The sequence below is a fragment of the Corynebacterium sp. 21KM1197 genome, assembly GCF_033783015.1.
Classification (GTDB): domain Bacteria; phylum Actinomycetota; class Actinomycetes; order Mycobacteriales; family Mycobacteriaceae; genus Corynebacterium.
The window spans coordinates 2,093,606-2,114,549 of the sequence record NZ_CP123907.1 but is presented as its reverse complement, the minus strand read 5'-3'; the positions used below and the strand labels follow the sequence as shown (position 1 = coordinate 2,114,549).

Sequence of the window (20,944 nt, the reverse complement as noted above, 5' to 3'; positions counted from 1 at the left end):
TTCTGGTAGATTCCGGGAAGAAACGCATGTCTCGCTACCTGAAAGGCCCCGCCATGAAGTTCCGCGCGATAGCCGCCACCCTCACCGCCCTGAGCGCGCTCCCGGTGAGCGCCGTCACCGCCCTCGCCACTCCGGCGCAGCCGCAGCCGCTCGATTGGGGAGCGTGCCCCGTGGGTGCGCTGGCCGATTCCGCCGCCGTGTGCGCCGCCTTCGAGGTGCCCAAGGATTACGCCCAGCCGGAGGGAGAGAAGATCACGCTCACCATGAGCAAACTCCCAGCCACGGGGGAGTCGCGCGGCGTGATTGCGGGTAACCCCGGCGGGCCGGGTGGTTCCGCCCTCGGCATGTTCCGGGGTGCAGATAACCTGCCGGGCACGGTGAAATTGCCCGATTCCGTGCGGGAGAATTATGACCTCGTGGCGGTGCAGCCGCGCGGCTTGCCGTGGGGCGGGCCGCTGGATTGCGGGTTGGCACCGATCTTTGAGGCCTGCGAGGCCAATAAGCCGGGCTATACCCGCACCATCAACACGGAAAATACCGCGCGTGACCTGGAGGAGGCGCGCAAGGTGCTGGGGCAGGATCGGCTGAACCTCTATGGCGTTTCCTATGGCACGCTGCTGATGTCCACCTACGCCACCCTGTTCCCGCAGCACACCGGGAAAATGCTGCTGGATTCCTCCATGAATCCCGATGACATTTGGTTCCAGTTGGGTGCCAGCCGTAAGCAGGCGCGTATCGACGCCCTCAATGCCATGTTTGCTTGGATCGCGGAGCGGGACGCGGAGTACGGCCTGGGAGATACGCCGCTCAAGGTGTACAGGGCGTGGACGCAGCGCGTGAACGAGCACCTGGGGCTGAGCGCCGCGCCGATCACCCCGCCCCCGGCCACCGAGGGGGATATACCCGCCGGGAGTTCCGTGGGTGAATTGGCGCTGACCGGGGCGAACCTCGTGGAGGAGGCCAAGTGGCGGATCGGCCGCCTCATGATTCTGCCGGATATTGTGAGGTCCTTCATCGAGCAGCCGAACGGCGATTCTACGTGGTTCACGATGGTGTACGAGGAGGCGCTGTATAGCGAAAAGGCTTGGCCGCGCGTGGCGGAGTCGCTCAAGACCGGCACCATCGTTCCCGATCCCCTGGTGGAGAACCTGTTCAATCGCATTGATGGTTTCTCGGAAGAGCAGATGGGGACGTTTGTGCAGGAGCAAGCGGAGGTAGTCAGGGGCCTGGGGAACGTGGATAAGTCGGTGCTGTGCAATGAGAACCGCACCCCCGCCGATCCCTCGCGCGTGACGCCGATGATGGTGGAATCCGTGATGGGCGATCAGCGCAAGATGGCGGAGGATATGCTCGCCTCCGGTCAGCACTGCGCGGGGTGGCCGGAACCTGCTCCGCTGCTGTGGGCCAAGGGCGAGGCCCTGGACACCAAGCCGCTGCTGGTGGGTTATGACCATGACACCGCCACCACGGGTGCCGGTAACTACGCCATGCAGCGGGAGATGGGTGGCGAACTCCACGTTCTCCCCGGTTATAGTCACGGGGTGCTGCTCAACGATCCCGAGGCCGTAGAGCCCCAGGTGGCGGCGTATTTCTCCTAGGCCTCGCACAGGTGATGTGGCTCTAAAATTTAGAGTCCACAGCCGCCCGTGGGCTAGGGTGTAACGCATCGTACCCAAAAGTAGATAGAGAGCGTGTATGGGATCCGCCGTGGTGGAACCCCGGTAGACGCATAGAGATTGGACGCATACATGAAGAAGAACATCGCCGCTCTGCGCGCGGCCGTCGTTGGTGCCGTGGCCGTGCTGGGCATGGGCTTGGCTGCGGTTCCTGCCACCGCCGAACCGATCGTTCCCCTGTCCGCGTTGCCGGAACTGCCCGGTACCGTGCCGCAAACCACCCCGAACGGCAAGCAGATCGTGGCTTTTGGTGATTCTTATACCGCTCACGCGGGCAAGGGGGGCCCGCGCGGCGTGGAGCCCGCGCAGACCCCGTTGGCGGGCAAGTGTGCCACCGATCGGGAGAACTGGCCCAAGCTGGCGGGTGAGAGCCTGGGCAAGACCGTGGGGGACTGGTCTTGCAACGGCATGAGCGTGGACATGGCCCTGTACCTGGAGATGGCCATTCAGTACGGTGACCTGGGTCCGGACACGGAGGAGGTCGTGATCATGTACGGCGGCCTCGATCCCTTCTACTGGGCGGACGGTGCCGTGCAGATGGTGAACCCGGGCGCGGTGAATAACTCCTCCGTGTTCCGTCAGTTCCTGATCCGCGTGCAGGATCGCGTGCGCGAGGTGGCTCCCAATGCCCGCCTGACGCTGGCGAGCTACCCCGAGTACATTTCCGGCGATACGTACTGCCCCGTGAACTTCGGCCCGGTGGCTACCCCGATTCCGGTTCCGGGAGCCACGGCGGTGCAGACGGCTATGCGCGATACGGTGCGGGAGACGGCCGCCGGTATCGGCGCGAACTTCATCGACGTGTACGCTCAGTCCATCGGGCACGGCACCTGCCACCCCGATCCGGAGCAGCGCTGGACGGTGGGCTTTATTGATAGCACCGAGCACACCATGCCCTCGCACCCCTCGAACGTGGGGCAGCGGGCGATGGGCTCCATCGTGGCCGAGGGGCTGCGCGGGTAGGAATCCCCTCCGGATAGTTCAAGGCGTGCGTTTGCCTACGGGCAGGCGCGCGCCTTTGTGCTGCGTGGGGTCTGGAACGAGATATTCACAACAGTCACATAAGTGAACAAAAACCTCACCCGTGAGGTAACGTGTACCCGGATGCGAGCGATAAACCCGGAAGATACGGGTATGCACCGTACGGAATCAAGAGCATTATCAGGACGGAACTAGGAAGCATGAAGAGATTTTCCACGATGATGAGGGCCGCTGCGGCCACGGTAGCCACGGCGTCGATATGCGCTCTTTCCGTAGCCGCTCCGGCGGTGGCCCTGCCCGGGGTGCCCCTTTCCTCCTCTCCCTCCGCGCAGGATAATCACGGTCAGGAACTGGTGGTGTTTGGCGATTCCTTTGCCGCTCATGCCGGTAAAAACGGCGAGCGCTGGCTGGAACCGGCTCGCGCGCCCCACATTCCGTTCTGCGCCACGGATAAGAACAACTGGCCCAAGTTGATCGGCCAGCAGACCGGCAAGAGCGTGGCGGATTGGTCCTGCAATGGCACCGGCCGCGTGCCCGTGGTGGACCTGGTGAACTACGTGGAGTCCGCCATTGCGCGCGGGGATCTGGGCCCTGGAACGCAGGACGTGGCGATCATGTACGGCGGGGTGACCATGCTTCAGTGGGCCGATCTTCCCATCGAGGCCGTGACTCCGCACGGGGTGGACTTCACCCCGTTCCGCATGGAACTGCGCGCGATCAAGGAGCGGATCCGCAGCGTGGCCCCGCAGGCGCGGGTGACCATGCTGAGCTACCCGGAATTGCTCAGCGGTGACTTCTTCTGCCCCGCGAACATGGGCTCCGCGCAGGCCCCCATGCTGATCCCCGGCGGAAAGCTCTTGCAGGACACCATGCGCGATAACCTCCGCGATACCGCCCGCGCCATCGGCGCGAACTTTATCGACGTCTACCAGGCCTCCCTGGGGCACGGCATGTGCAACCCCGATCCGGCGCAGCGCTGGACGGTGGGCTTCATGGACGATTCCACGCACACCATGCCCATGCACCCCTCCGACGAGGGGCAACGCGCGATGGCGAACATCATCTCTGCCGGGCTGTACGGATAGTCGCGTTCTACGGATAGCGAGCACCGGTGCTCGCGCGGTGGCTGGGGCGTTGATAAGCAAAACCGGGGATTCTGTGGCCTCGCTGCGCGCGCCCTATCATGGAGCGCATGGCTAATCCGGAAACAATCGGAACTCCGCACACCTCCTCGGCCACCAAGGTCATGCTGCTGGGTTCGGGCTACCTGAGCCGCGAACTCGCCATGGCCTTTCAGCGCCTGGGGGTGGAGGTTCACGCTGCGGATCGGGTGCGCAACGCCCCGGCTCAGCAGGTGGCCCACGTGGCGCATGTGGTGGACGTGACGGATGCGCGGGCGGTGACCGATCTGATCGCCCAGGTGCGCCCGGATTTCATCGTTCCCGAGGTGGAACGCGTGGCGGCGAACGTGCTCACCGCCGTGGAGGCCACGGAGCGGGCCGCCGTGGTGCCCAATGCCAAGGCGGCGGAACTGGCGCTCAACCGCGAGGGCGTGCGCAAGTTGGCGGCGGAGGAACTGGGCCTGCCCACCACGAATTACCAGTTCGTGTCCGAATACACGGAGTTTGAGGTGGCCGTGGGGTCCATCGGGTACCCCTGCGTGGCCAAGCCGGACATCGGCGGCCCCGGGGCCAAGGATCACCGCATGATCCGCAGCGAGCGGGAGGTGGAGGACGCCTGGCGCTACCTCACCTCCGATTTCCCCGCCGAGGTGCCGCCGGAGGGGCAGCGCATCGTGGTGGAGCGGGTGATCGACTTTGATTATGAGGTCACCCTGGTGGCGGTGCGCTCCATCGACCCCGCCACGGGCAAACTGGCCACCTGGTTCTGCGAGCCCATCGGCTGCACCTACCACAGCGGCGAATACACCGAGGCGTGGCAGCCGGTGTACATGGAACCCGCCGCCCTGGACAACGCCCGCTCCGTGGCCGCGCGCGTGTCCAACGCCCTGGGTGGGCGAGGGGTGTTCAGCGTGAAGATGTTTGTCTCCGGTGAGGACGTGTACTTCTCCGAGGTGCTGCCGCGCCCGCACTGCACGGGGCTGGTCACCCTGTGCTCCCAGCGCTTCTCCCAGTTTGACCTGCATGCGCGCGCGGTGCTGGGTTTGCCTATCGACGTCACCCTGGTTTCCCCCGGTGCCGCCGCCATGATCCTCAGCCCCACGGAAACGGAGAACCCACAGTACGGCGGCCTGGACCGGGCCTTTGCCGTGCCGGAGGCCACCGTGGAGTTCTTTGGCAAGCAGCGCGCTCGCGTGGGAAGGATCATGGGGGTGGCCCTGGCCACCGGGGAGAACACCGAGGCCGCGCGGGCGGCGGCGGCAAAGGCGGCCGGGGCCGTGACCGTGAGCGGTGGCGAATAACACGGGGCCGAGTGTGGCCGAGCGATGAGCAGAAGCGCTGCATAGGGGCCTAATCTAAGGGGTATGGATACTCAGAATCCTCCCCTTATCCTGGCCATTACGGCCTGCCCCACGGGCATTGCGCACACGTATATGGCGGCGGAGAAATTGCAGGCCGCCGCCCGGGAATCGGGTGTGAATCTCAAGGTGGAAACGCACGGTTCCATCGGCGTGGAGGGCACGTTCAGCGCCGATGATATTGCGCAGGCCAGCGCCATTATCATCGCGGCGGACGTGGCCATTTCCCAGGAACGCTTTGCCGGAAAGAGAGTGCTTTCCACGGCGGTGGACGAGGCGATCAAGAACCCGCAATGCCTCCTCGAAAGGGCCCCAGAGGCTCCCGTGCTGCGGGGCGGGGCCCACGATGGTGGGGCAACCGACGGTGGTGGTGCCGAGGAGCGCGAGAAAGCCACGAGCGAGCCGCACGAAAAAACCGGGGCGGGTGCGCGGGAGCGCCTGCGCACGATGTATCAGGCGCTCATGAACGGCGTATCCCACATGATCCCCTTCGTGGTCACCGGAGGGCTGCTGCTGGCGGTGGCGCTCTCGGTGGGCGGGCAGCCCACGGCGGAGGGTTTGGTGATCCCGGAGGGTTCCTTCTGGGCCACCATCGAGCAACTGGGGGCGCTGGCGTTGAGCCTCATGGTTCCGGTTCTCTCGGCGTATATCGCGGCGGGGATTGCGCAGCGTCCGGGACTCGCGCCGGGTTTTATCACCGGCATGGTGGCGGTGACGGGCTCGCTGTACGGCTCGGAGGCGGGCGCGGGCTTCATCGGCGGCATTATCACGGGCATTCTCTCCGGCTATGTGGCCCTGGGAATTAAACGAATCCCGGTGAATAAGTATGTGGCTCCTATTTGGCCTATCATCGTGATTCCCATTTCCACCAGCCTGATCGTGGGACTGCTTTTTATTTACGTTATCGGGCACCCCGTGGCGGCCCTTTTTGAATCCCTGATGAGCGCCCTCCAGGGGCTTGACGGTGGTTCCGCGATCCTCCTGGGTGCGGTCATCGGCGGCATGATTGCCTTTGACATGGGTGGGCCGTTTAATAAGACGGCGTTTCTGTTTGGTGGCGGCCTCATCGCGGCGGGTAACCCCTACCCGATGGGCATGGCGGCCGCCGCGATCTCCGTCCCGCCGCTGGCAGTGGGGGTGGCCACGCTGTTGCGCCGCGGCTGGTTTAGTTCCACCGAGCGCGAGGCCGGGGCGGCCTCTTTGGTGATGGGCTTCTTTGGCATCAGCGAGGGGGCGATCCCACTGGCGGCGGCCCGCCCGCTCCAGGTGATTCCGGCCAACGTGCTGGGCGGTGCCGTGGCCGGTGCCCTGGCCGGGTGGTGGTCCGTGGCCGATCACGTCATGCACGGCGGGCCGATCGTGGCCGTGCTGGGTGCGCTGGACGGCGTGGGCTGGTTCTTCCTGGCCCTGGCCGCAGGGGTGGCGGTCACCGCCGCCACCATCGTGATCGCGGTGGGAGTGACCCAGCCTCAGGAACGAGAGCTGCTGACCGAGCGGGCCGTGCTGCTCAACGCACAGCCCCGCGACCGCGAGCACCTGCTGCGCCTGCTTATCGACGCCGCAGGCAAGCGCATATCCCGCCCCGAGGAGGTGCTGCGCGCGGCGCTGGATCGGGAGGAAAAGAGCACCACGGCGGTGGGTGAGGGGGTGGCGATTCCGCACGCCCGGTGCTCCGGGGTGCGCGAGCCGGTGCTGGCGGTGGCCCGGCTTGAGCGGGACGTGGAGTGGAACGCGCCGGATGGCCAGCCGGTGCGCCTGGTCTTTCTCATCGCCGTGCCGGAGGACGCCGGGAAGCAGCACCTGAAGATCCTGGCGCGGATCGCGCGGGCGCTGACCACCTCGGGCTTCCGGGAGGACCTGCTGAATGCGGAGAATAAGCGCGCGGTGGTGGCGCGGGTGACGTCAGTATTGCCCCCGAAAGAGGGGAGTAATGCCAGGGCTCTTGTGGAGAATACCGCGCGGTCTTAGTGTGATCGGTGACCCGAAAAACTAATAGCGGAAAAGAGCGCACATGAGAATACGGCGTACAGCATGGGCCCTGGCGGCATCCCTGACGTGCGTGCCTGCCGTGGCGGTGACGGTGGCCCAGGCCAATGCGGAGGCCGCAATGGCGGAGACTGCCCAATGGGGTAAGCAAACCCTGAACTCCGTGCAGGACCCCGCTACTATTCCTGACGTGGTGGCAAACACCCAGGATAGCGCCGCGTATCTGGGAGAACTCGCGGCGGACACTTTCTTTGCTTTTGATGAGGCTCTTCGGGAGGGATAGATGAACAAGCGTGTTGTTTCCGGCGTGGTGAGCGCCGTGATGGGTGCGGCCCTGGCGGCGTCGATAAGCACCCCGCTGGCCGGTGCCGCCGAGGTGGCCCCCGGTGCGCGCATGCACACGTACCCGCCGCTCGACGGCGTGAATACCACGGACATTCCGGTGGATATTTTTGCGCAGCATTGCAGCCAGGGAGTGCCCGGCACGGTGACGCTGCCGGACGGTTCCCGGAAGGACGTGATGGTGACCGCCGGGCACTGCCTGTGGGGAATCGAGGGGACGAGCATGGAGATGGCCCCCGAGGTGTACGCGCCGCTGCGCGAGGGGAACCAACTCATCGCCGTGCGCGACCAGGGCGGCCCGGTGCACATGGCCTTGGACGAGGGCGATCCCGAGGAACTGCGCCTGATGTATGACGGCGATGACTGGGCCACGGCGGACATCGTCGAGGGCGTTGAGATGACCCGCATGGCGGACTCGGAGAATCAATTTGGGCTCTCCTACGGGGAACCCGTGAGGCTCACCGGCGTGCGGGATTACCGCGATCTGGAGCCCTGGGAAATCTCCTTTGATAACGCCGGGCAACCCATCTGCAACGAGGGACAAACCACGGGCCGCACCTGCGGTATCCAGGTGCTGCGCTCCAGCAACGGGCTATGGTTCATCGGAACCGTGCTGCCGGGGGATTCCGGCGGGGTGGCCTATGATCCGCTCAATGGAGAGGCCCTGGGCGTGAACTCCATGACCGTGTATGGGCTGATTGGGCGCGCGCAGCCGGTGGACGTGGCCGTGGAAAAGGCCTACGACGTACCGGACGGGCAGGTCAATGAATACTTTGCCCTGCCGGAGTCCACGGAGGAACACACCCCCATGCGTTCCTACGAGGAGGATCAGAACGCGATTCAGAGCTGGGCTCAGGAGACCGTGGCGCAGGAACTGGCCACCCCCGAGGAGGTCATGGAGGTTGCGCAGGGCAATACCGAGGCCGCCGTGGGTGAGATCAACGCCCTGGTGGAGACCTCCACCGAGCAGGTTCTGGAAAATCCCGCAGATTGGGAGCCGATTTTCCAAAATACCGCCGAGACTGTTGATACGCTGGGAACATTGGCTGAGGACACGGCCAGTGCTGCTATCGAAGCAGGCTTGGGGCTGGCTCTACAAGAGCGCAGTTGAGTTGGTTGAAACAGGGACGTAAAGGACAAAAGAGATGAAGATTCGCACTTCCGCCGTGGCGCTGTGTGCGGCCGCCATTGCCACCCCGGTGCTGGCTCCCGCAGCCAACGCCGCCGAGGCGGCCCCCGGCGCCCCCATGCGCATGGACGAGTACAGCGAGATGACGCAATCGCTGCCGGAGACCATGCCGGAGGAGTACAAGCGCTCCACCTGTACCCAGGGCGTGCCCGGTACGGTGACGCTGGCCGACGGCACCCAGAAGGACATTCTGATCAGCGCCGGGCACTGCGTGTACGGCATCGAGACTCTCACCGAGGTGGGGGACGCGGTGTACCTGCCCACCCCGGAGGGCGACGTGGTGATCGGCTACACCGACGCCGGTGGGCCCATCGTGATCGATGAGGACGAGGAAACTCCCTTCCTGACCAGCATGAATCAGGCCTTCAACAACCCTGACTGGGGCACCGTGGAACTGGAGCCCGGCGTGACCACCACCCGCCTGTCCGATTCCGTGGACGCCCAGGGCAATTCCTACGGTGAGCCCGTGGAACTCACCGGCGTGCGCGACTACCAGGACCTGGACTTCTGGGAGGTTTCCGCCGACAACTTCGGCCAGCCCATCTGCAAGGACGGCAACACCAGCGGCCGCTCCTGTGGAGTGCAGCTCTTCCGCACCCAGAACGGCGTGTGGAGCGCGGGCCTGAACTACCAGAACGGCGACTCCGGCGGCGTGAACTTTGACCCGGAGACCGGCGAGGCCTTGGGCGTGACCTCGATGGGCTTTGGCACCATCGGCCGCGCGCAGCCCATCGACCTGGCGATCCAGGAGGGTTACGGCATCGAGGACGGGCAGGTCAATGAGTACTTTGCCCTCCCGGAGTCCAACGAGCCCGCCGACCCCACCCGCATTCAGACCGAGGACGTGCAGGGCGCGGTGGAGTGGTACGAGGCCAACCCGGAGTTCGCCCCGGAGGTTCCCGATCCGCTTGACCTGCTGGGCCAGGAACTTGAGTTCAGCCTGGACGAGGCCCTGGGCGGCCTCTTCTAAGGAACACGGTTAAGGCCGGGGCTTCGCTCTCTCCCCTTCGGAGAAGCGGCGGAGCCCCGGCCTTTATCTCTGCCACTTACCTCTGTTCACTGGGCAGGGTGCGGTGAGCGGAGTGCGGCTTGTACCTTAAGCCGCTTATTTACTCAGCGTACATTCCCCCGGCAGCCCCACCCGACCGCTGGCGCTGGCGTTGAGGGAGGACCATTCGCCAAGGTCAAGGCGGTGCTCGGTATCGGTGCTGCCCATCGCAAAGGTTTCCACTCGGGGGTCTACGGGGGTGTTCTCGGGGGCGGCCCCGGAGGCCTCTCCTGCCCCGGGAGTAATACTCACCTCGATCTCATCGCCGGGCTGCCCGTGGTAGATCAGGGTGCCGTTCTCCACGGTGAGCACCTCCGGGTCGCAGGTGCCGTCCTCCGCCATCGCGCCCAGGATGGGATCGTCGGGGGTGCGTATCCCCTCCATGCTCATGGAGTCGCTGGGGCTGGTGGCCTCCTCCGTGCGCTGGGTGGAACACCCGGTGGCGGCCAGTCCGGCCGCGAGCAGTACACAGGGGAGCAGGGACACGGGGCGATTCATTCTATGGTGAGCCTTCCGCTGAGTGCCCGGGACAGGGTGAGTTCGTCCACAAACTCTAGGTCGCCACCCAGAGGCATTCCCGAGGCGAGTTTGGAGATGGTCAGGCCGGGGAAATCACGCAGTAGTCGCACGAGGTAGGAGGCCGTGGCCTCGCCCTCGGTGTTGGGATCGGTGGCCAGGATGACCTCGGTGATCTCCGGGGCGGTGTCATAGAGCGGATTATCCGGGGTGGAGTCCGCCAATTGGCGATCCGGCAGCGCCCCACCGATGCGTTGCAGCAGGGTGGTGATGTTCAACTCGCGCGGGCCGATATTGGCCAGCGGGTTGAGCGAGCCACCGAGCACGTGATACCGCCCGGTGTATTCCCCGGTGCGCTCAATAACCTGAATGTCCTTGGGCTCCTCCACCACGCACACCACGGAGCGATTACGCCCGGAGTCCGCGCAAATGCGGCACACCTCCGCAGAGGAGATGTTGCAGCAAATGCGGCAGAACGTCACCCCCGTGCTGATCTCCCCCAGCGCCCGTTGCAGGCGGTCGATGTCCTGGGGGTCGGTGTGCAGGAGATGAAACGCAATGCGTTGCGCGCTCTTGGGGCCTACGCCCGGCAGGCGCGAGAACTCGTCGATGAGGTCTTGGAGAGGTCCTTCAAACACCGCTGCTACGTTACCCGAGCATTCCGCCGAGGCCGCCGCCAAGGCCCTGGGAAAGGGGGCCCATCTTCTGCTCGGCCAGTTGGCCCACCTTCTTGTGGGCGTCCGCGAAGGCTCCGGTGATGAGGTCTTGCAGGGTATCCACGTCCTCGGGGTCTACCACCTCGGGGGAGATCTGTACGTCCTTGACTTCGCCGCCGCCGGTCATGGTGATGGTGACCAGGCCGTTACCGGCGGTACCGGAGACGTCGGTGGCCAGGATCTCCTTTTGCGCCTGCTGGAGTTGCAGTTGCATCTCCTGTGCCTGCTGGAGAATGGCCTGCATATCGGGCTGAGACATGGGCTTATGCCTTTCACTTCATCGCTATTATTTCCGGGTTCCGAGTGTACCTATCGCGCGCTTAGAGCGGCTTGGCCCCCAATTCCTCGGAGAGGAGTTCCATCACCACGGTCATAGCGTCACGACGATCCCGGCTGCCCGGCTCGCTGGCGGCAGCGCGGAGCATTTCCTCCTCCTCCGATTCCTCGGGCTCCTCCGAGGCAGGAGGGGAGGACTGCTGAGGCAGTTGGGGTGGCTGGGGTGGTTGTGGGCGCTGAGCAGGCGGGGCGCTGGGCGGTCGCTGCGGTTCCGGGGGCGGGGGAATATCCTCCGGGGGAGCATAGGCATCATCCGGCTCGGGAGGTAGGGGTACCTCGTCCACGGGGTCGGGGCGCCTGCGCGCGCCGGTGGGCACCGTGATCCTGGGCGGGGTGGCCGCAGCGGGGGGAGCCGCCTGGGGCGCGGGGGGTTGTGGCTCCTCGTTCTTGCCCCCGAGGGCGGCGGGCTTGCCCCACACGGGGGCCGATCTGGCGGGCTCCTCAGGGGCGGTGGGTTCCTTGGGCTTACTGGGTTCCCTGGTTTCCTTGGCGTCGGTGGGTTTGGCGGTCTTGGCTGCCCTGTCCGTGGGGTTCCACGGTTTTTGCTTTACGGGTGCGGCCTCGAAGCCCTGGGCGGAGGGGTCGGTGCCCACCACGCAGTGCACCTTGAGCGGACGGCCCGCTACCTTGGTCACGGCGTCCGCGATGTCCTTGTTGTTCTTATCCGCGTTAATTCGGGCGGCCAGCGCTCCCGTGTTGTGCCCGAGCACGAGGGTATCCTCGCGGATTCCCAGCACAGAGGCCTCGGTGAGCATGATCTGCGCCACCCGGTTGCGGGCGCCGATGGATTCGCGCAGCCGTGCCCATTCGCGCCGGATCGTATCGAGGGCGGAGGCGGGTTGCTCCTGCGGCTTGGGCGCAGAAGCGGGCGCGGGCGCGGTAGTGGGCTCGGGCTCTTGGGTTTTTGGCTGTGCGGGTGGTTCCTGCGGAGGCTGTTGCTGCTGCCGTGCCGCGCGCTGGGAGGGGCGCTCGTACACGCGCCCTCCCGCCCCGGTGATCTTGTTGTTTGCCTGATTCCCCTCCGGCACGGGGGCGGTGGCCGCCTGCGCCGCCGCCTTGGCCGCGTGCTGCGGGGAGGCGGCCAGGGGCGCGGGGGGTTGTTCTGCGGGTAGCAGGAGGTGCGCGGCCAGGATCTCCAGGAGGAGGCGAGGGGAGGTGGCCCCGCGCAGGTCGGTGATTCTGCTATTGACCTGATCGGCCAGGCGGGTGATGTGGGGGCCGGTGAAGCGGGCGGCCTGGGCGCGCAGCACCTCGGCGCGGTCAGTGGGGGCGTCCACCAAACCCATCTCTAGGGCCTCCGGCACGGCTTCGAGCACCATGAGGTCACGCAGGCGGTCGAGCAGATCGGTGACGAACCTGCGGGGCTCGATGCCGGTCTCGATCACCTCGTCGATGGTGTTAAAAAGCCGGGGCTTATCGCCCTCCGCCAGGGCCTCCACGGTGGCGTCGAGAAGCGAAAGGTCGGTGACCCCGAGCAGCGGCAGGGCCTCCTGGTAGGTCAGCCCCTGCGGCCCGGCACCGGCGAGCAACTGATCCAGAATGGAGAGGGAATCGCGGGGGCTGCCCCCGCCGGCGCGGATCACGAGGGGGTAGACGGAATCCTCCACGGACATGCCCTCGGACTCTACCGTGCGCGCCAGCAGGCCCTTCATGGCCTGCGGGGTGAGCAGGCGGAAGGGGTAGTGGTGCGTGCGCGAGCGAATGGTGCCGATGACCTTTTCCGGCTCCGTGGTGGCAAAGATGAAGATGAGGTGCTCCGGGGGCTCCTCCACGATCTTGAGCAGGGCATTAGAGCCCGCGTTGGAGATCATGTGGGCCTCATCAATGATGAACACCCGGTACCGGGAATCCGCCGGGGCGTAGTAGGCGCGGTCGCGCAACTCGCGCATGTCCTCCACGCCGTTGTGGCTGGCGGCGTCGAGTTCCGTGACGTCGAGGTTGCCGGGGCCACCGGGGGCCAGCGAGCGGCAGGACGCGCACTCACCGCACGGCGTGGAGGTGGGGCCGTGCACGCAGTTGAGGGAGCGCGCCAGAATACGCGCGGAGGAGGTCTTGCCGCAGCCGCGCGGCCCGGAGAACAGGTAGGCGTGATTGATCCGCCCGGAATCGAGAGCGGCGGATAGCGGCCTGGTGACCTGTTCCTGGCCTACGACCTCGGCAAAGGAGGCGGGGCGATACTTCCGGTAAAGCGACACGCCCCACAGCCTACCTGCGTGCTATCGACGCCAGTTATGCACCGGGATTTGCTCGGCCTGGACCTCGCTGAGGAAGCGCATCATGCCCTCGCGCATGATGCGCTCGCGCTCCTCGTCGGTCAGCATGATGAGTTGCAGCATGACGGTGAGCCGCCCGGCACCGGGGGTCACGCCCTCCCCGTGGACGTCGCCCGCCTCCTCCGTGAACTGCGGAACCGGCCCGCCCCACATGAAGGGGGGCACGAGTAGGCCGTGCAGGATGGAAATGCCGGAGTCGAAGCCAAACTGATCCACCAATATCCCGGAGCGGTGAGCCAGATCGGGCAGCATGGTGCCCGGTTCCGCGGGTAGCACGGAGGCATTCTTGCGCAGCACATCCACGGAGTTGCCCAGCACGCGCACGGCGGGAACCACCGAGCCGTCAATGACGGTGAAAAGCTCGCTGCGCACGTCCGTGGGCGTGCTTTCCCCGTCCACCTGCAAACCGGTGTCCACTCGCGCGAAGTTCGTGGTGCAGGCGATGGCCTGGCCGCCGAACTCCGCGACACCAATGTGCACACCACCGGCAGGGTGAACACTCAACTTGGCGGGCATGAAATCATCGAGCCAGTATTCCGTCTCAGATCTATTCACTGTCCCGTCGTGCTCCTTCCTCTGCCGTCTTGTGCTTGCTTACTACTCACCCAACTTCTCCACGGCGGCCAGCAGCACACAGGTTGCCACGCCGTCCATCGCCTCCGCGACCTCCTCCACCGGGGGGAGGGAGGGAGCCAGGCGAATGTTGCGGTCATTGGGATCCTGGTGCAGCGGGAACGACGATCCCGCGCCCGTGAGCGCAATGCCCGCTTCGCGCGCCAATTCCACCACGCGCGCGGCGGTGCCATCAAGCACGTCCAGGGAAATGAAGTAGCCGCCCTGCGGAGAAGTCCAACGCGCTACATCATACGTGCCCAAGCGCTCCTGAAGAATCCCCAGCACACGATCGAACTTGGGGGCTAATGACGCCGCGTGCTTGCGCATGAGATCACGCACGCCGTCCGCGTCGCGGAAAAACGCGGAGTGCGCCAACTGATTGACCTTATTGGGGCCGATGCCGCGCACCCCGGCGAGGGAGGCATACCAATCCAGGTTCTCCGTGGAGGAGGCAAAGAAACTCACGCCCGCGCCCGCGTGCGTGATCTTGGAGGTGGAGGACATCCACCAAAAACGATTCGGGTTTCCGGCCTGCTCGGATAGCGCGAGGACATCGTGTACCTCGGGGAACTCCTCCGTGAGGGTGTGTACCGCGTAGGCGTTATCCCAGATGATGCGGAAGTCCGGGGCCGCAGCCTCCATCTCCGCCAGGGCTCGCGTTTTTTCCGCAGAGAACGTCACGCCGGTGGGATTGCCAAACACCGGAACCGTCCACATGCCCTTGACCTGGGGGTCCTTGACCAGCTCGCGGATAGCGTCCACATCGGGGCCGTCCTCCAGCATGGGTACGGAGATCATCTCAAAACCGAACTTCTCCGTGATGGTGAAGTGGCGATCATAGCCGGGCACCGGGCAAATCCACTTGACCGTTTCCTCCTGCGACCACGGGCGCTCCGAATCCGGGGTGCCCCAGGTGTAGGCGAAGCTAATCAGGTCAAACATGATGTTCAGGCTGGAAGCATCGCCCGCGATGAGGTTCTGCGGATCAATACCCATCAGATCGGCCCAGATCTGGCGAATATCCATCAGCCCGCGCAGGTTGCCGTAATTGCGCACATCGGTCCCGGAGGAATCGCGGTAATCATCGCCGGGGAGGGAAAGGAGTGCGTTGGAGAAATCTAATTGCTCAGCGGAAGGCTTGCCTCGGGTGAGGTCAAGGTTAAGGCCCTTGGCCTGGAGTTCTTGGTACTGTCCGCGCACCTGGGCGGCGAGTTCCGCGCGCTGCTCGGGGCTCAGATCAAGGAGAGACAACAGAAGTTCCTTCCGGGTGGAGTCAAACGGCACAATAATGTAGCCCTATCCTACCCGGTGTATCTGTGGTTTTGCTGGGCGCGTTACCCGGCACGAGGCGGGTTCGCGGTGCTGATTTTTAGAAGAGGGCGCCCCGAAAATAAGGGGACCTCGCGCACCCGCGAGAGCTCGCTGACCCTTGCTGCATTCCTGCCCTGGGGGAGTTCACAAGATACACGCCGCGCGAGATCCGAGTTCCGATTGTAGCGCATGGCGGGGACGGGGCCAAAGGGTTGGTGAGGTGATGGGGTGAGGGGTGGGATGTGCAGGAGATTTGTTCCTGCTGTGGGGTGGGTGTACTGTAATCCCGGTACGCGGCAGTCATGCCGAGTGTGCGCTGGAGGATTCGACTAGCGGCCTATGTCACACGCCTGGAACGCGTGCGGGGTTCACGCCCCTCGTGGGTTCAAATCCCACATCCTCCGCCAGTAAGCCCCCTGACTTTTAGCAGGTCAGGGGGTATTTTGCGTTTTGGGGTAGGGGGCGTGCCCACGATTTTGCCCACTATCGACGGCGGCGTCGCTTGTTGCGGGGCCCCCGAATAGGCCAGGCACCCCGCGGTAGCAGCATTCCAGTTACGTTCCGCGGGGTGCCTGATTTCTTGGCGGTGAGGCGCTTACTGTGCGCCCACCACGGGCTGCACATCGGTGGGGAAGCAGCCCAGCGGGGACTGCCCGTGCTCCGCCACGATGTCCAAGCACTTGGAAGTCAAGACCTCCGGGGTGAGCGATCCCTCCAGGGCCTGGTTGGCGCGGGCCTCGGCCTCGTTGGTGGCCTTCTTCTGTTCCGCGATGCGGGTGCGGGCGATTTCGGACTGGAGTTCGTCGATCCGCGCCTGGGTGGCCTCATCGAAGTTGATGATGGGAATGGTCACGGAGTGTACCTCGATTTGCCCGTTCACCTTGGCGCGCATTCTTTCCAGGGTCTGCTGGGAAAGCACGGCCAGGGTGTCATGATCGGCGTCCACGTTTGCCGGGGAGAGGGGATCGTATCCGCTCATGACCTCGTTGAGGGCGGCGCGGAAATTGCGATCCACTAGGTTGGATTGGATTCCCTCAAAGGTGCGGTAATCCATGAAGAGTTCCTCGGCGCGATCCACCTTGAGCTGCCATTGCAGGGAGGCGTCCACGGTGGCCTTGGCGTCATTGCCCAGGCGTACTTCGATGCTGCCCAGGGTGTTTTCGCCGCCGTCGCGGTAGATGTCATTTTGCTTGGCGCCGTCGAGTTTGGTCACGGATTCCCACGGGGCTTTGATGTGGAGCCCGTTGCCCAGGGAGCCGGTGGGCTTGCCAAAGGCCGTCTTAATGCCCACGGTGCGCGGCTGCACCACGGTCACGCAGGTGAGAATGAGGATGATCACGGCCACGGCGATGGTGGAGCCGCCGATGATCCGCATGGAACGCTTGGTGAGCGTGGGGGAGGAACCGTGCCTGGCGGAATCTTCCGGTTTCTTTTGGTTTGGGCTGATAAAGAACGCGAGGATACCGGCGGCAATGAGAACGATGGACACGATGAAAAGGAACATGAAAACACTCCTGCCTGCGAAAGTCTGCGGTGTGTGGCCGATGGTTGCGCTACCCCCAAGGGGGTGACCCCTTTTGAGCAACCATCATGAATTATACCACAGATTACCCTCTAACGGGGGTGTTTTATGCTGTTCGGAGAGTATCCGCGATGTGTTGCCGGATCTCGGGCAGCTGGTACCAGAGGTTGCGCCCGGGGCAGTCCTTGGGAATCCCGGTGACCTCCTGCCAGTCCTTGTGCCCGCTGATGATGGGCTGGGTGGCGTCCACGCCAGCGGAGGGATTGACGTAGCGCACTTGATTGAGCGGATGAAAAGAGCATGCTTGGCACAGCGCGCTCAGCACCGTGATGAGCGAGCGATAGGCCGCCGTGGTGGGGTGATCCCGGGTGAAGTTGCCGATCAAGCACACGCCGATATTGCCGGTATTGGCCTTGAATACGTGCCCGGCGGTGACCACCCCGCCCACCGGGGAATGGGGTGCCGGGGAATCAGGCGCTGGGGTGCCGGAAAACACGGCTCGGCCGGGTGCGCCCGTGGTGCGCCCCTGGTACACGGTGCCCTCGGGGTCGATGAGGAGGTGATAGCCAATATCGCCCCAGCCGCGCCCGCCGTTCTCGGTGAGGGCGTGAAAGCGATAGACCCCGCGCACGGCGGCGGGCCAATTGTGCTGGTATTCGGGCTCCCGTCCGGTGGGGATCTCCGTGTGGTGCACCGTGATGCACACGGGAGCGGCGTATTCCGGTGTCCAGGTCATTAGTGTTTCATCCGCTCCCCACTGCCTGCGGGAGACCACGCGGAGCCCCTCGGTGACCGTGGCTTCGGGTGCGTCCGGGAGGGCGAGGTTACTCGGGATGAGGCGATGGAAATGGGTGCCGACCTCGGGAGAGGCCTCGATCTGCGTGGTGTTTTCGGGGAGGGTGATGAGTTCGGAGCAGAGGGGAAACTCCCCGTCCCGGCAGTGGGTGGAAGGGTAGACGAGCCGGGAGATCGTGCCCTCGTGGGAGTGGAAGCGCAGGGTGGCGGGCGGGGCGTCGGGAGTGAGCGTGGTGCCGGGGAAGCGGAGGCTCAGGGCGGTCGCGCCGGGGGCGACGGCCCGCGCGGGAAGGGGGAGATGGGCGGCGGCGAGGAGGGTGCCGGTGGCCAGCGCCGCGCGGCCTAGTTGCCTGCGGCTCAGAGTGTTTTTCATGGGGAGAAACGTACTCCGGCGCGGGATAATCGGGTGTGGTGCGTGGAACAAAAGGGGTGTGAGGGATAAAATCACAGGAGGAATTGAACGCTGTTTAATTTAAGGAGCCGCTTTCCGTGTCCATTCTCAGCACCGCAAGGTCCAAGGCCCTCGACGACGGCGTGGGGCTCACGCAGGGAGAAATAGAGGAGGTCCTGAGGCTCCCGGACGCGGAGATCCCCGCGCTATTGGAGTTGGCCCATGAGACTCGCCTGCGCTGGTGCGGCGAGGAGGTGGAGATCGAGGGCATCATCTCGCTTAAAACGGGCGGTTGCCCTGAGGATTGTCATTTCTGCTCCCAATCGGGCCTTTTTGAATCCCCCGTGCGCGCCGTGTGGCTGGACATAGAGAAACTGGTGGAATCCGCCAAGCACACCGCCAAGACCGGGGCCACGGAGTTCTGCATTGTGGCGGCGGTAAAGGGGCCGGACGAGCGCCTCATGCAGCAATTGGAAAGCGCGGTGGCGGCCATTCGGGCGGAGGTGGATATTCAGGTGGCCGCCTCCGTGGGCACGCTGACTAAGCCCCAGGTGCGTCGATTAGCGCGCGCCGGGATACATCGCTATAACCACAACCTGGAAACCGCGCGCAGCTTCTTCCCCCAGGTGGTGACCACGCATACCTGGGAGGAACGCCGGGCGACGCTCGATCTGGTGCGGGAGGCCGGAATGGAGGTGTGCTCCGGGGGAATCCTGGGCATGGGGGAGACGCTGGCGCAGCGCGCGGAGTTTGCCGTGCAGTTGGCGCAGGTGGAGCCCGCCGAGGTGCCCATGAACTTCCTCGATCCCCGCCCCGGCACCCCCTTTGCGGATTACCCGGTGATGGATTCCCGCGATGCCCTGCGTGCCGTGGGGGCCTTTAGGCTCGCCATGCCGCACACCACCCTGCGCTTTGCCGGAGGCCGGGAACTCACCCTGGGATCGCGCGGCGCTGAGCAGGGGCTTTTGGGTGGGATCAACGCCATGATCGTGGGCAATTACCTCACCACCCTGGGCCGCCCGATGGAGGAGGATCTGGACATGATGGGCAAGATACAGCTTCCCATCAAGGCCCTGAACTCGGCGGTATAAGGCGGAGCGAGGTAGCACAAGATGAGAACGGATGCGCTCGCCTCCGCGGTGCTGGCGGGGGAGCCGCCGGCGTTTGACCCGCACACGGGGAAGCCCACCGCGCTGCTCCATGCCCCGGGAGCAGTCCCGGGAACAATCCCGGCGAAACCCTCGCCGGGTGCCCGCGCGGGCTACGAGCCGCCGCGCTATTGCCAGATCTGCGGTCGCAGAATGGTGGTGCAGGTTTTCCCCCAGGGCTGGGAGGCGCGCTGTTCCCGCCACGGGGAACTCGATTCCGCCTGGCTGGAACGCTAGGGGACTGAAAATCTACCCCTGCGGCCCGGCGTAGCGCACCATCTCCTCCCACTCCACGATCTTCTTGCGCTCGCGGCCCTCGGCCTCGCCCAGGGCGCGCTCGGCCTCGTCCAGGCGGTGCCATCCCTCCCAGGTGGTCACGGCAATGCCCTTGTTCTCCAGGAACTCCAGGGCGGCCTCGGGGGTGGCGCGCTCGGGTGTGGGGGCGGCGAGGGAACCCGAGGTGTGGTCGGCCAGGAGCATCTCGATGGTCTCCTTGGCGTCGGATTTGGTGTTGCCGATCAACCCCACGGGGCCGCGCTTGATCCAGCCGGTGGCGTACAGGCCGGGCACCACGGAGCCCTCGGGGGCGTCGAGCACGTGGCCGCCGTCGTTGGGGATCACGGCCTTATCGGCGTCGAAAGGCACGCCCGCCACCTCGTCGGAGCGGTAGCCCACGGCGCGGTAGACGGCCTGCACGGGCCAGGTGTTGTACTTGCCGGTGCCGCGCACGCCGCCGTTGCCGTCGAGCTCCATGCGCTCGGTCTTGATGGCGGCCACGTGGCCGTCCTCCCCGATGATCTCCACGGGGGACTCAAAGAAGTGAATGTAGAGCTTGTGGGGGGCACCCTTGGGATCACGCATGGCGTACTTTTCCAAGGTCTGGCACACCAGGTCGGTGGACTTGGAGGCGCGGCGGGCCTCCTCGGAGGCGGCGTCGTAATCAATATCCTCCGGGTCCACGATGACCTCGATGGTGGGGGAATGATCCAGTTCCTTGAGTTCCATCGGGGTGAACTTGGCCTGGGCGGGCCCACGGCGGCCAAAGATGTGAACCTCCTGGGCGGCGTTGGCGGAAAGCCCCTCGAATACGTTATCGGGGATCTCGGTGACGTGAAGTTCCTCGCCGGTCTTGGCCAGCACGCGGGCGATGTCCAGGCCCACGTTGCCCACGCCCACCACGGCCACGGAGGGGGCGGTGAGGTTCCAGTCCCGGGTGAAGTCCGGGTTGCCGTCATAAAAGCCCACGAACTGCCCCGCGCCGTAGGACTCGGGGAGATCGGCCCCGGGAATGGGAAGATCGCGGTCCCCGGTAGCCCCGGTGGAGAACACTATGGCGTCGTAGAACTCCCGGAGTTCCTCCACGGTGACGTCCTTGCCCACCTCGATGTTGCCCAGCAGGCGGATCTCCGGCTTGTCCAACACGTTGTGCAGGGACTTCACGATGCCCTTGATGCGCGGGTGATCCGGCGCCACGCCGTAGCGAATCAGCCCGAAGGGGGCGGGCATCCGCTCGTATAGATCAATCTGAACGTCCTGATCGGACTTCACCAGAAGATCGGAGGCATAAATGCCGGCGGGGCCAGCGCCGATGACGGCAACGCGAAGCGGACGGGACATGGC

Annotated in this window: 19 protein-coding genes, 1 tRNA gene and 1 other RNA gene; 11 read left to right on the top strand and 10 right to left on the bottom strand. The window is 65.2% G+C overall.

Going from position 1 to position 20,944, the window contains the following annotated elements; all coding sequences use genetic code 11:
* Positions 1–26: 26 nt before the first annotated feature.
* The 8 genes from OLW90_RS10270 (at position 27) to OLW90_RS10235 (ending at position 9,623) form a co-directional block, all read left to right on the top strand.
* Entirely contained in the window at positions 27–1,598 is a 1,572-nt protein-coding gene (locus OLW90_RS10270; protein WP_319649994.1) for an alpha/beta fold hydrolase, read from the top strand.
* Between the two features lie 150 nt (positions 1,599–1,748).
* On the top strand, positions 1,749–2,639 hold the full coding sequence (locus tag OLW90_RS10265) for an SGNH/GDSL hydrolase family protein (RefSeq protein ID WP_319649993.1): 891 nt from the start codon (positions 1,749–1,751) through the stop codon (positions 2,637–2,639).
* 218 nt (positions 2,640–2,857) lie between these two features.
* Positions 2,858–3,742, top strand: a complete 885-nt coding sequence (locus OLW90_RS10260) for an SGNH/GDSL hydrolase family protein (protein ID WP_319649992.1) — start codon at positions 2,858–2,860, stop codon at positions 3,740–3,742.
* Between the two features lie 107 nt (positions 3,743–3,849).
* The gene (gene purT / locus OLW90_RS10255) at positions 3,850–5,079 is read left to right on the top strand and encodes a formate-dependent phosphoribosylglycinamide formyltransferase (RefSeq protein ID WP_319649991.1); all 1,230 of its coding nucleotides are present in this window, start codon (positions 3,850–3,852) and stop codon (positions 5,077–5,079) included.
* 63 nt (positions 5,080–5,142) lie between these two features.
* On the top strand, positions 5,143–7,104 hold the full coding sequence (locus OLW90_RS10250; protein WP_319649990.1) for a fructose-specific PTS transporter subunit EIIC: 1,962 nt from the start codon (positions 5,143–5,145) through the stop codon (positions 7,102–7,104).
* A gap of 43 nt (positions 7,105–7,147) precedes the next feature.
* A complete protein-coding gene (locus OLW90_RS10245) occupies positions 7,148–7,405 on the top strand; it encodes a hypothetical protein (RefSeq protein ID WP_319649989.1) in 258 nt (85 codons plus the stop codon).
* Complete coding sequence (locus OLW90_RS10240; RefSeq protein ID WP_319649988.1) at positions 7,406–8,575, top strand: hypothetical protein; 1,170 nt, start codon at positions 7,406–7,408, stop codon at positions 8,573–8,575.
* A 34-nt stretch (positions 8,576–8,609) separates the two neighbouring features.
* Complete coding sequence (locus tag OLW90_RS10235) at positions 8,610–9,623, top strand: hypothetical protein (RefSeq protein WP_319649987.1); 1,014 nt, start codon at positions 8,610–8,612, stop codon at positions 9,621–9,623.
* 135 nt (positions 9,624–9,758) lie between these two features.
* Here OLW90_RS10235 and OLW90_RS10230 read toward each other — a convergent pair whose 3' ends face one another.
* The 7 genes from OLW90_RS10230 to ffs form a co-directional block, all read right to left on the bottom strand.
* Complete coding sequence (locus tag OLW90_RS10230; protein WP_319649986.1) at positions 9,759–10,199, bottom strand: hypothetical protein; 441 nt, start codon at positions 10,197–10,199, stop codon at positions 9,759–9,761.
* On the bottom strand, positions 10,196–10,855 hold the full coding sequence (locus OLW90_RS10225) for a recombination mediator RecR (protein ID WP_319649985.1): 660 nt from the start codon (positions 10,853–10,855) through the stop codon (positions 10,196–10,198). Before OLW90_RS10225 ends, OLW90_RS10230 begins: the two co-directional genes overlap by 4 nt.
* Before the next feature lie 10 nt (positions 10,856–10,865).
* Complete coding sequence (locus tag OLW90_RS10220) at positions 10,866–11,192, bottom strand: YbaB/EbfC family nucleoid-associated protein (protein ID WP_319649984.1); 327 nt, start codon at positions 11,190–11,192, stop codon at positions 10,866–10,868.
* Between the two features lie 61 nt (positions 11,193–11,253).
* Positions 11,254–13,464: a DNA polymerase III subunit gamma and tau gene (locus OLW90_RS10215; RefSeq protein WP_319649983.1), complete on the bottom strand. Its 2,211-nt coding sequence runs from the start codon at positions 13,462–13,464 to the stop codon at positions 11,254–11,256.
* A 21-nt stretch (positions 13,465–13,485) separates the two neighbouring features.
* On the bottom strand, positions 13,486–14,097 hold the full coding sequence (locus tag OLW90_RS10210) for a hypothetical protein (protein WP_319649982.1): 612 nt from the start codon (positions 14,095–14,097) through the stop codon (positions 13,486–13,488).
* Positions 14,098–14,139: 42 nt separating this feature from the next.
* Positions 14,140–15,408 (bottom strand): aminotransferase class I/II-fold pyridoxal phosphate-dependent enzyme, encoded by a 1,269-nt coding sequence (locus tag OLW90_RS10205; protein ID WP_319649981.1) that lies wholly within the window; start codon positions 15,406–15,408, stop codon positions 14,140–14,142.
* 139 nt (positions 15,409–15,547) lie between these two features.
* Positions 15,548–15,642, bottom strand: an RNA gene (ffs, locus tag OLW90_RS10200) — signal recognition particle sRNA small type.
* Between the two features lie 144 nt (positions 15,643–15,786).
* On the opposite strand from ffs, the gene OLW90_RS10195 reads away from it, so the two are divergent.
* Positions 15,787–15,875: transfer RNA gene (locus OLW90_RS10195), tRNA-Ser, on the top strand.
* A 188-nt stretch (positions 15,876–16,063) separates the two neighbouring features.
* On the opposite strand, the gene OLW90_RS10190 is transcribed toward OLW90_RS10195, so the two are convergent.
* Positions 16,064–16,972, bottom strand: a complete 909-nt coding sequence (locus OLW90_RS10190; RefSeq protein WP_319649980.1) for an SPFH domain-containing protein — start codon at positions 16,970–16,972, stop codon at positions 16,064–16,066.
* 124 nt (positions 16,973–17,096) lie between these two features.
* Positions 17,097–18,158, bottom strand: a complete 1,062-nt coding sequence (locus OLW90_RS10185; RefSeq protein WP_319649979.1) for a peptidoglycan recognition family protein — start codon at positions 18,156–18,158, stop codon at positions 17,097–17,099.
* 116 nt (positions 18,159–18,274) lie between these two features.
* On the opposite strand from OLW90_RS10185, the gene bioB reads away from it, so the two are divergent.
* On the top strand, positions 18,275–19,267 hold the full coding sequence (gene bioB / locus OLW90_RS10180; RefSeq protein WP_319649978.1) for a biotin synthase BioB: 993 nt from the start codon (positions 18,275–18,277) through the stop codon (positions 19,265–19,267).
* 21 nt (positions 19,268–19,288) lie between these two features.
* Positions 19,289–19,561: a hypothetical protein gene (locus OLW90_RS10175; RefSeq protein ID WP_319649977.1), complete on the top strand. Its 273-nt coding sequence runs from the start codon at positions 19,289–19,291 to the stop codon at positions 19,559–19,561.
* Between the two features lie 12 nt (positions 19,562–19,573).
* On the opposite strand, the gene OLW90_RS10170 is transcribed toward OLW90_RS10175, so the two are convergent.
* Positions 19,574–20,941: an FAD-dependent oxidoreductase gene (locus tag OLW90_RS10170; protein ID WP_319649976.1), complete on the bottom strand. Its 1,368-nt coding sequence runs from the start codon at positions 20,939–20,941 to the stop codon at positions 19,574–19,576.
* Positions 20,942–20,944: the final 3 nt, after the last annotated feature.

Bases quoted from the DNA above. Each gene is read 5' to 3' on its own strand.
- OLW90_RS10245 (WP_319649989.1), top strand. From the start codon at position 7,148: ATGAGAATACGGCGTACAGCATGGGCCCTGGCGGCATCCCTGACGTGC.
- OLW90_RS10250 (WP_319649990.1), top strand. From the start codon at position 5,143: ATGGATACTCAGAATCCTCCCCTTATCCTGGCCATTACGGCCTGCCCC.
- OLW90_RS10265 (WP_319649993.1), top strand. From the start codon at position 1,749: ATGAAGAAGAACATCGCCGCTCTGCGCGCGGCCGTCGTTGGTGCCGTG.
- OLW90_RS10170 (WP_319649976.1), bottom strand. From the start codon at position 20,941: ATGTCCCGTCCGCTTCGCGTTGCCGTCATCGGCGCTGGCCCCGCCGGC.
- OLW90_RS10185 (WP_319649979.1), bottom strand. From the start codon at position 18,158: ATGAAAAACACTCTGAGCCGCAGGCAACTAGGCCGCGCGGCGCTGGCC.
- purT (WP_319649991.1), top strand. From the start codon at position 3,850: ATGGCTAATCCGGAAACAATCGGAACTCCGCACACCTCCTCGGCCACC.
- OLW90_RS10175 (WP_319649977.1), top strand. From the start codon at position 19,289: ATGAGAACGGATGCGCTCGCCTCCGCGGTGCTGGCGGGGGAGCCGCCG.
- OLW90_RS10260 (WP_319649992.1), top strand. From the start codon at position 2,858: ATGAAGAGATTTTCCACGATGATGAGGGCCGCTGCGGCCACGGTAGCC.
- OLW90_RS10270 (WP_319649994.1), top strand. From the start codon at position 27: ATGTCTCGCTACCTGAAAGGCCCCGCCATGAAGTTCCGCGCGATAGCC.
- OLW90_RS10240 (WP_319649988.1), top strand. From the start codon at position 7,406: ATGAACAAGCGTGTTGTTTCCGGCGTGGTGAGCGCCGTGATGGGTGCG.
- OLW90_RS10230 (WP_319649986.1), bottom strand. From the start codon at position 10,199: ATGAATCGCCCCGTGTCCCTGCTCCCCTGTGTACTGCTCGCGGCCGGA.
- OLW90_RS10220 (WP_319649984.1), bottom strand. From the start codon at position 11,192: ATGTCTCAGCCCGATATGCAGGCCATTCTCCAGCAGGCACAGGAGATG.
- OLW90_RS10235 (WP_319649987.1), top strand. From the start codon at position 8,610: ATGAAGATTCGCACTTCCGCCGTGGCGCTGTGTGCGGCCGCCATTGCC.
- OLW90_RS10190 (WP_319649980.1), bottom strand. From the start codon at position 16,972: ATGTTCCTTTTCATCGTGTCCATCGTTCTCATTGCCGCCGGTATCCTC.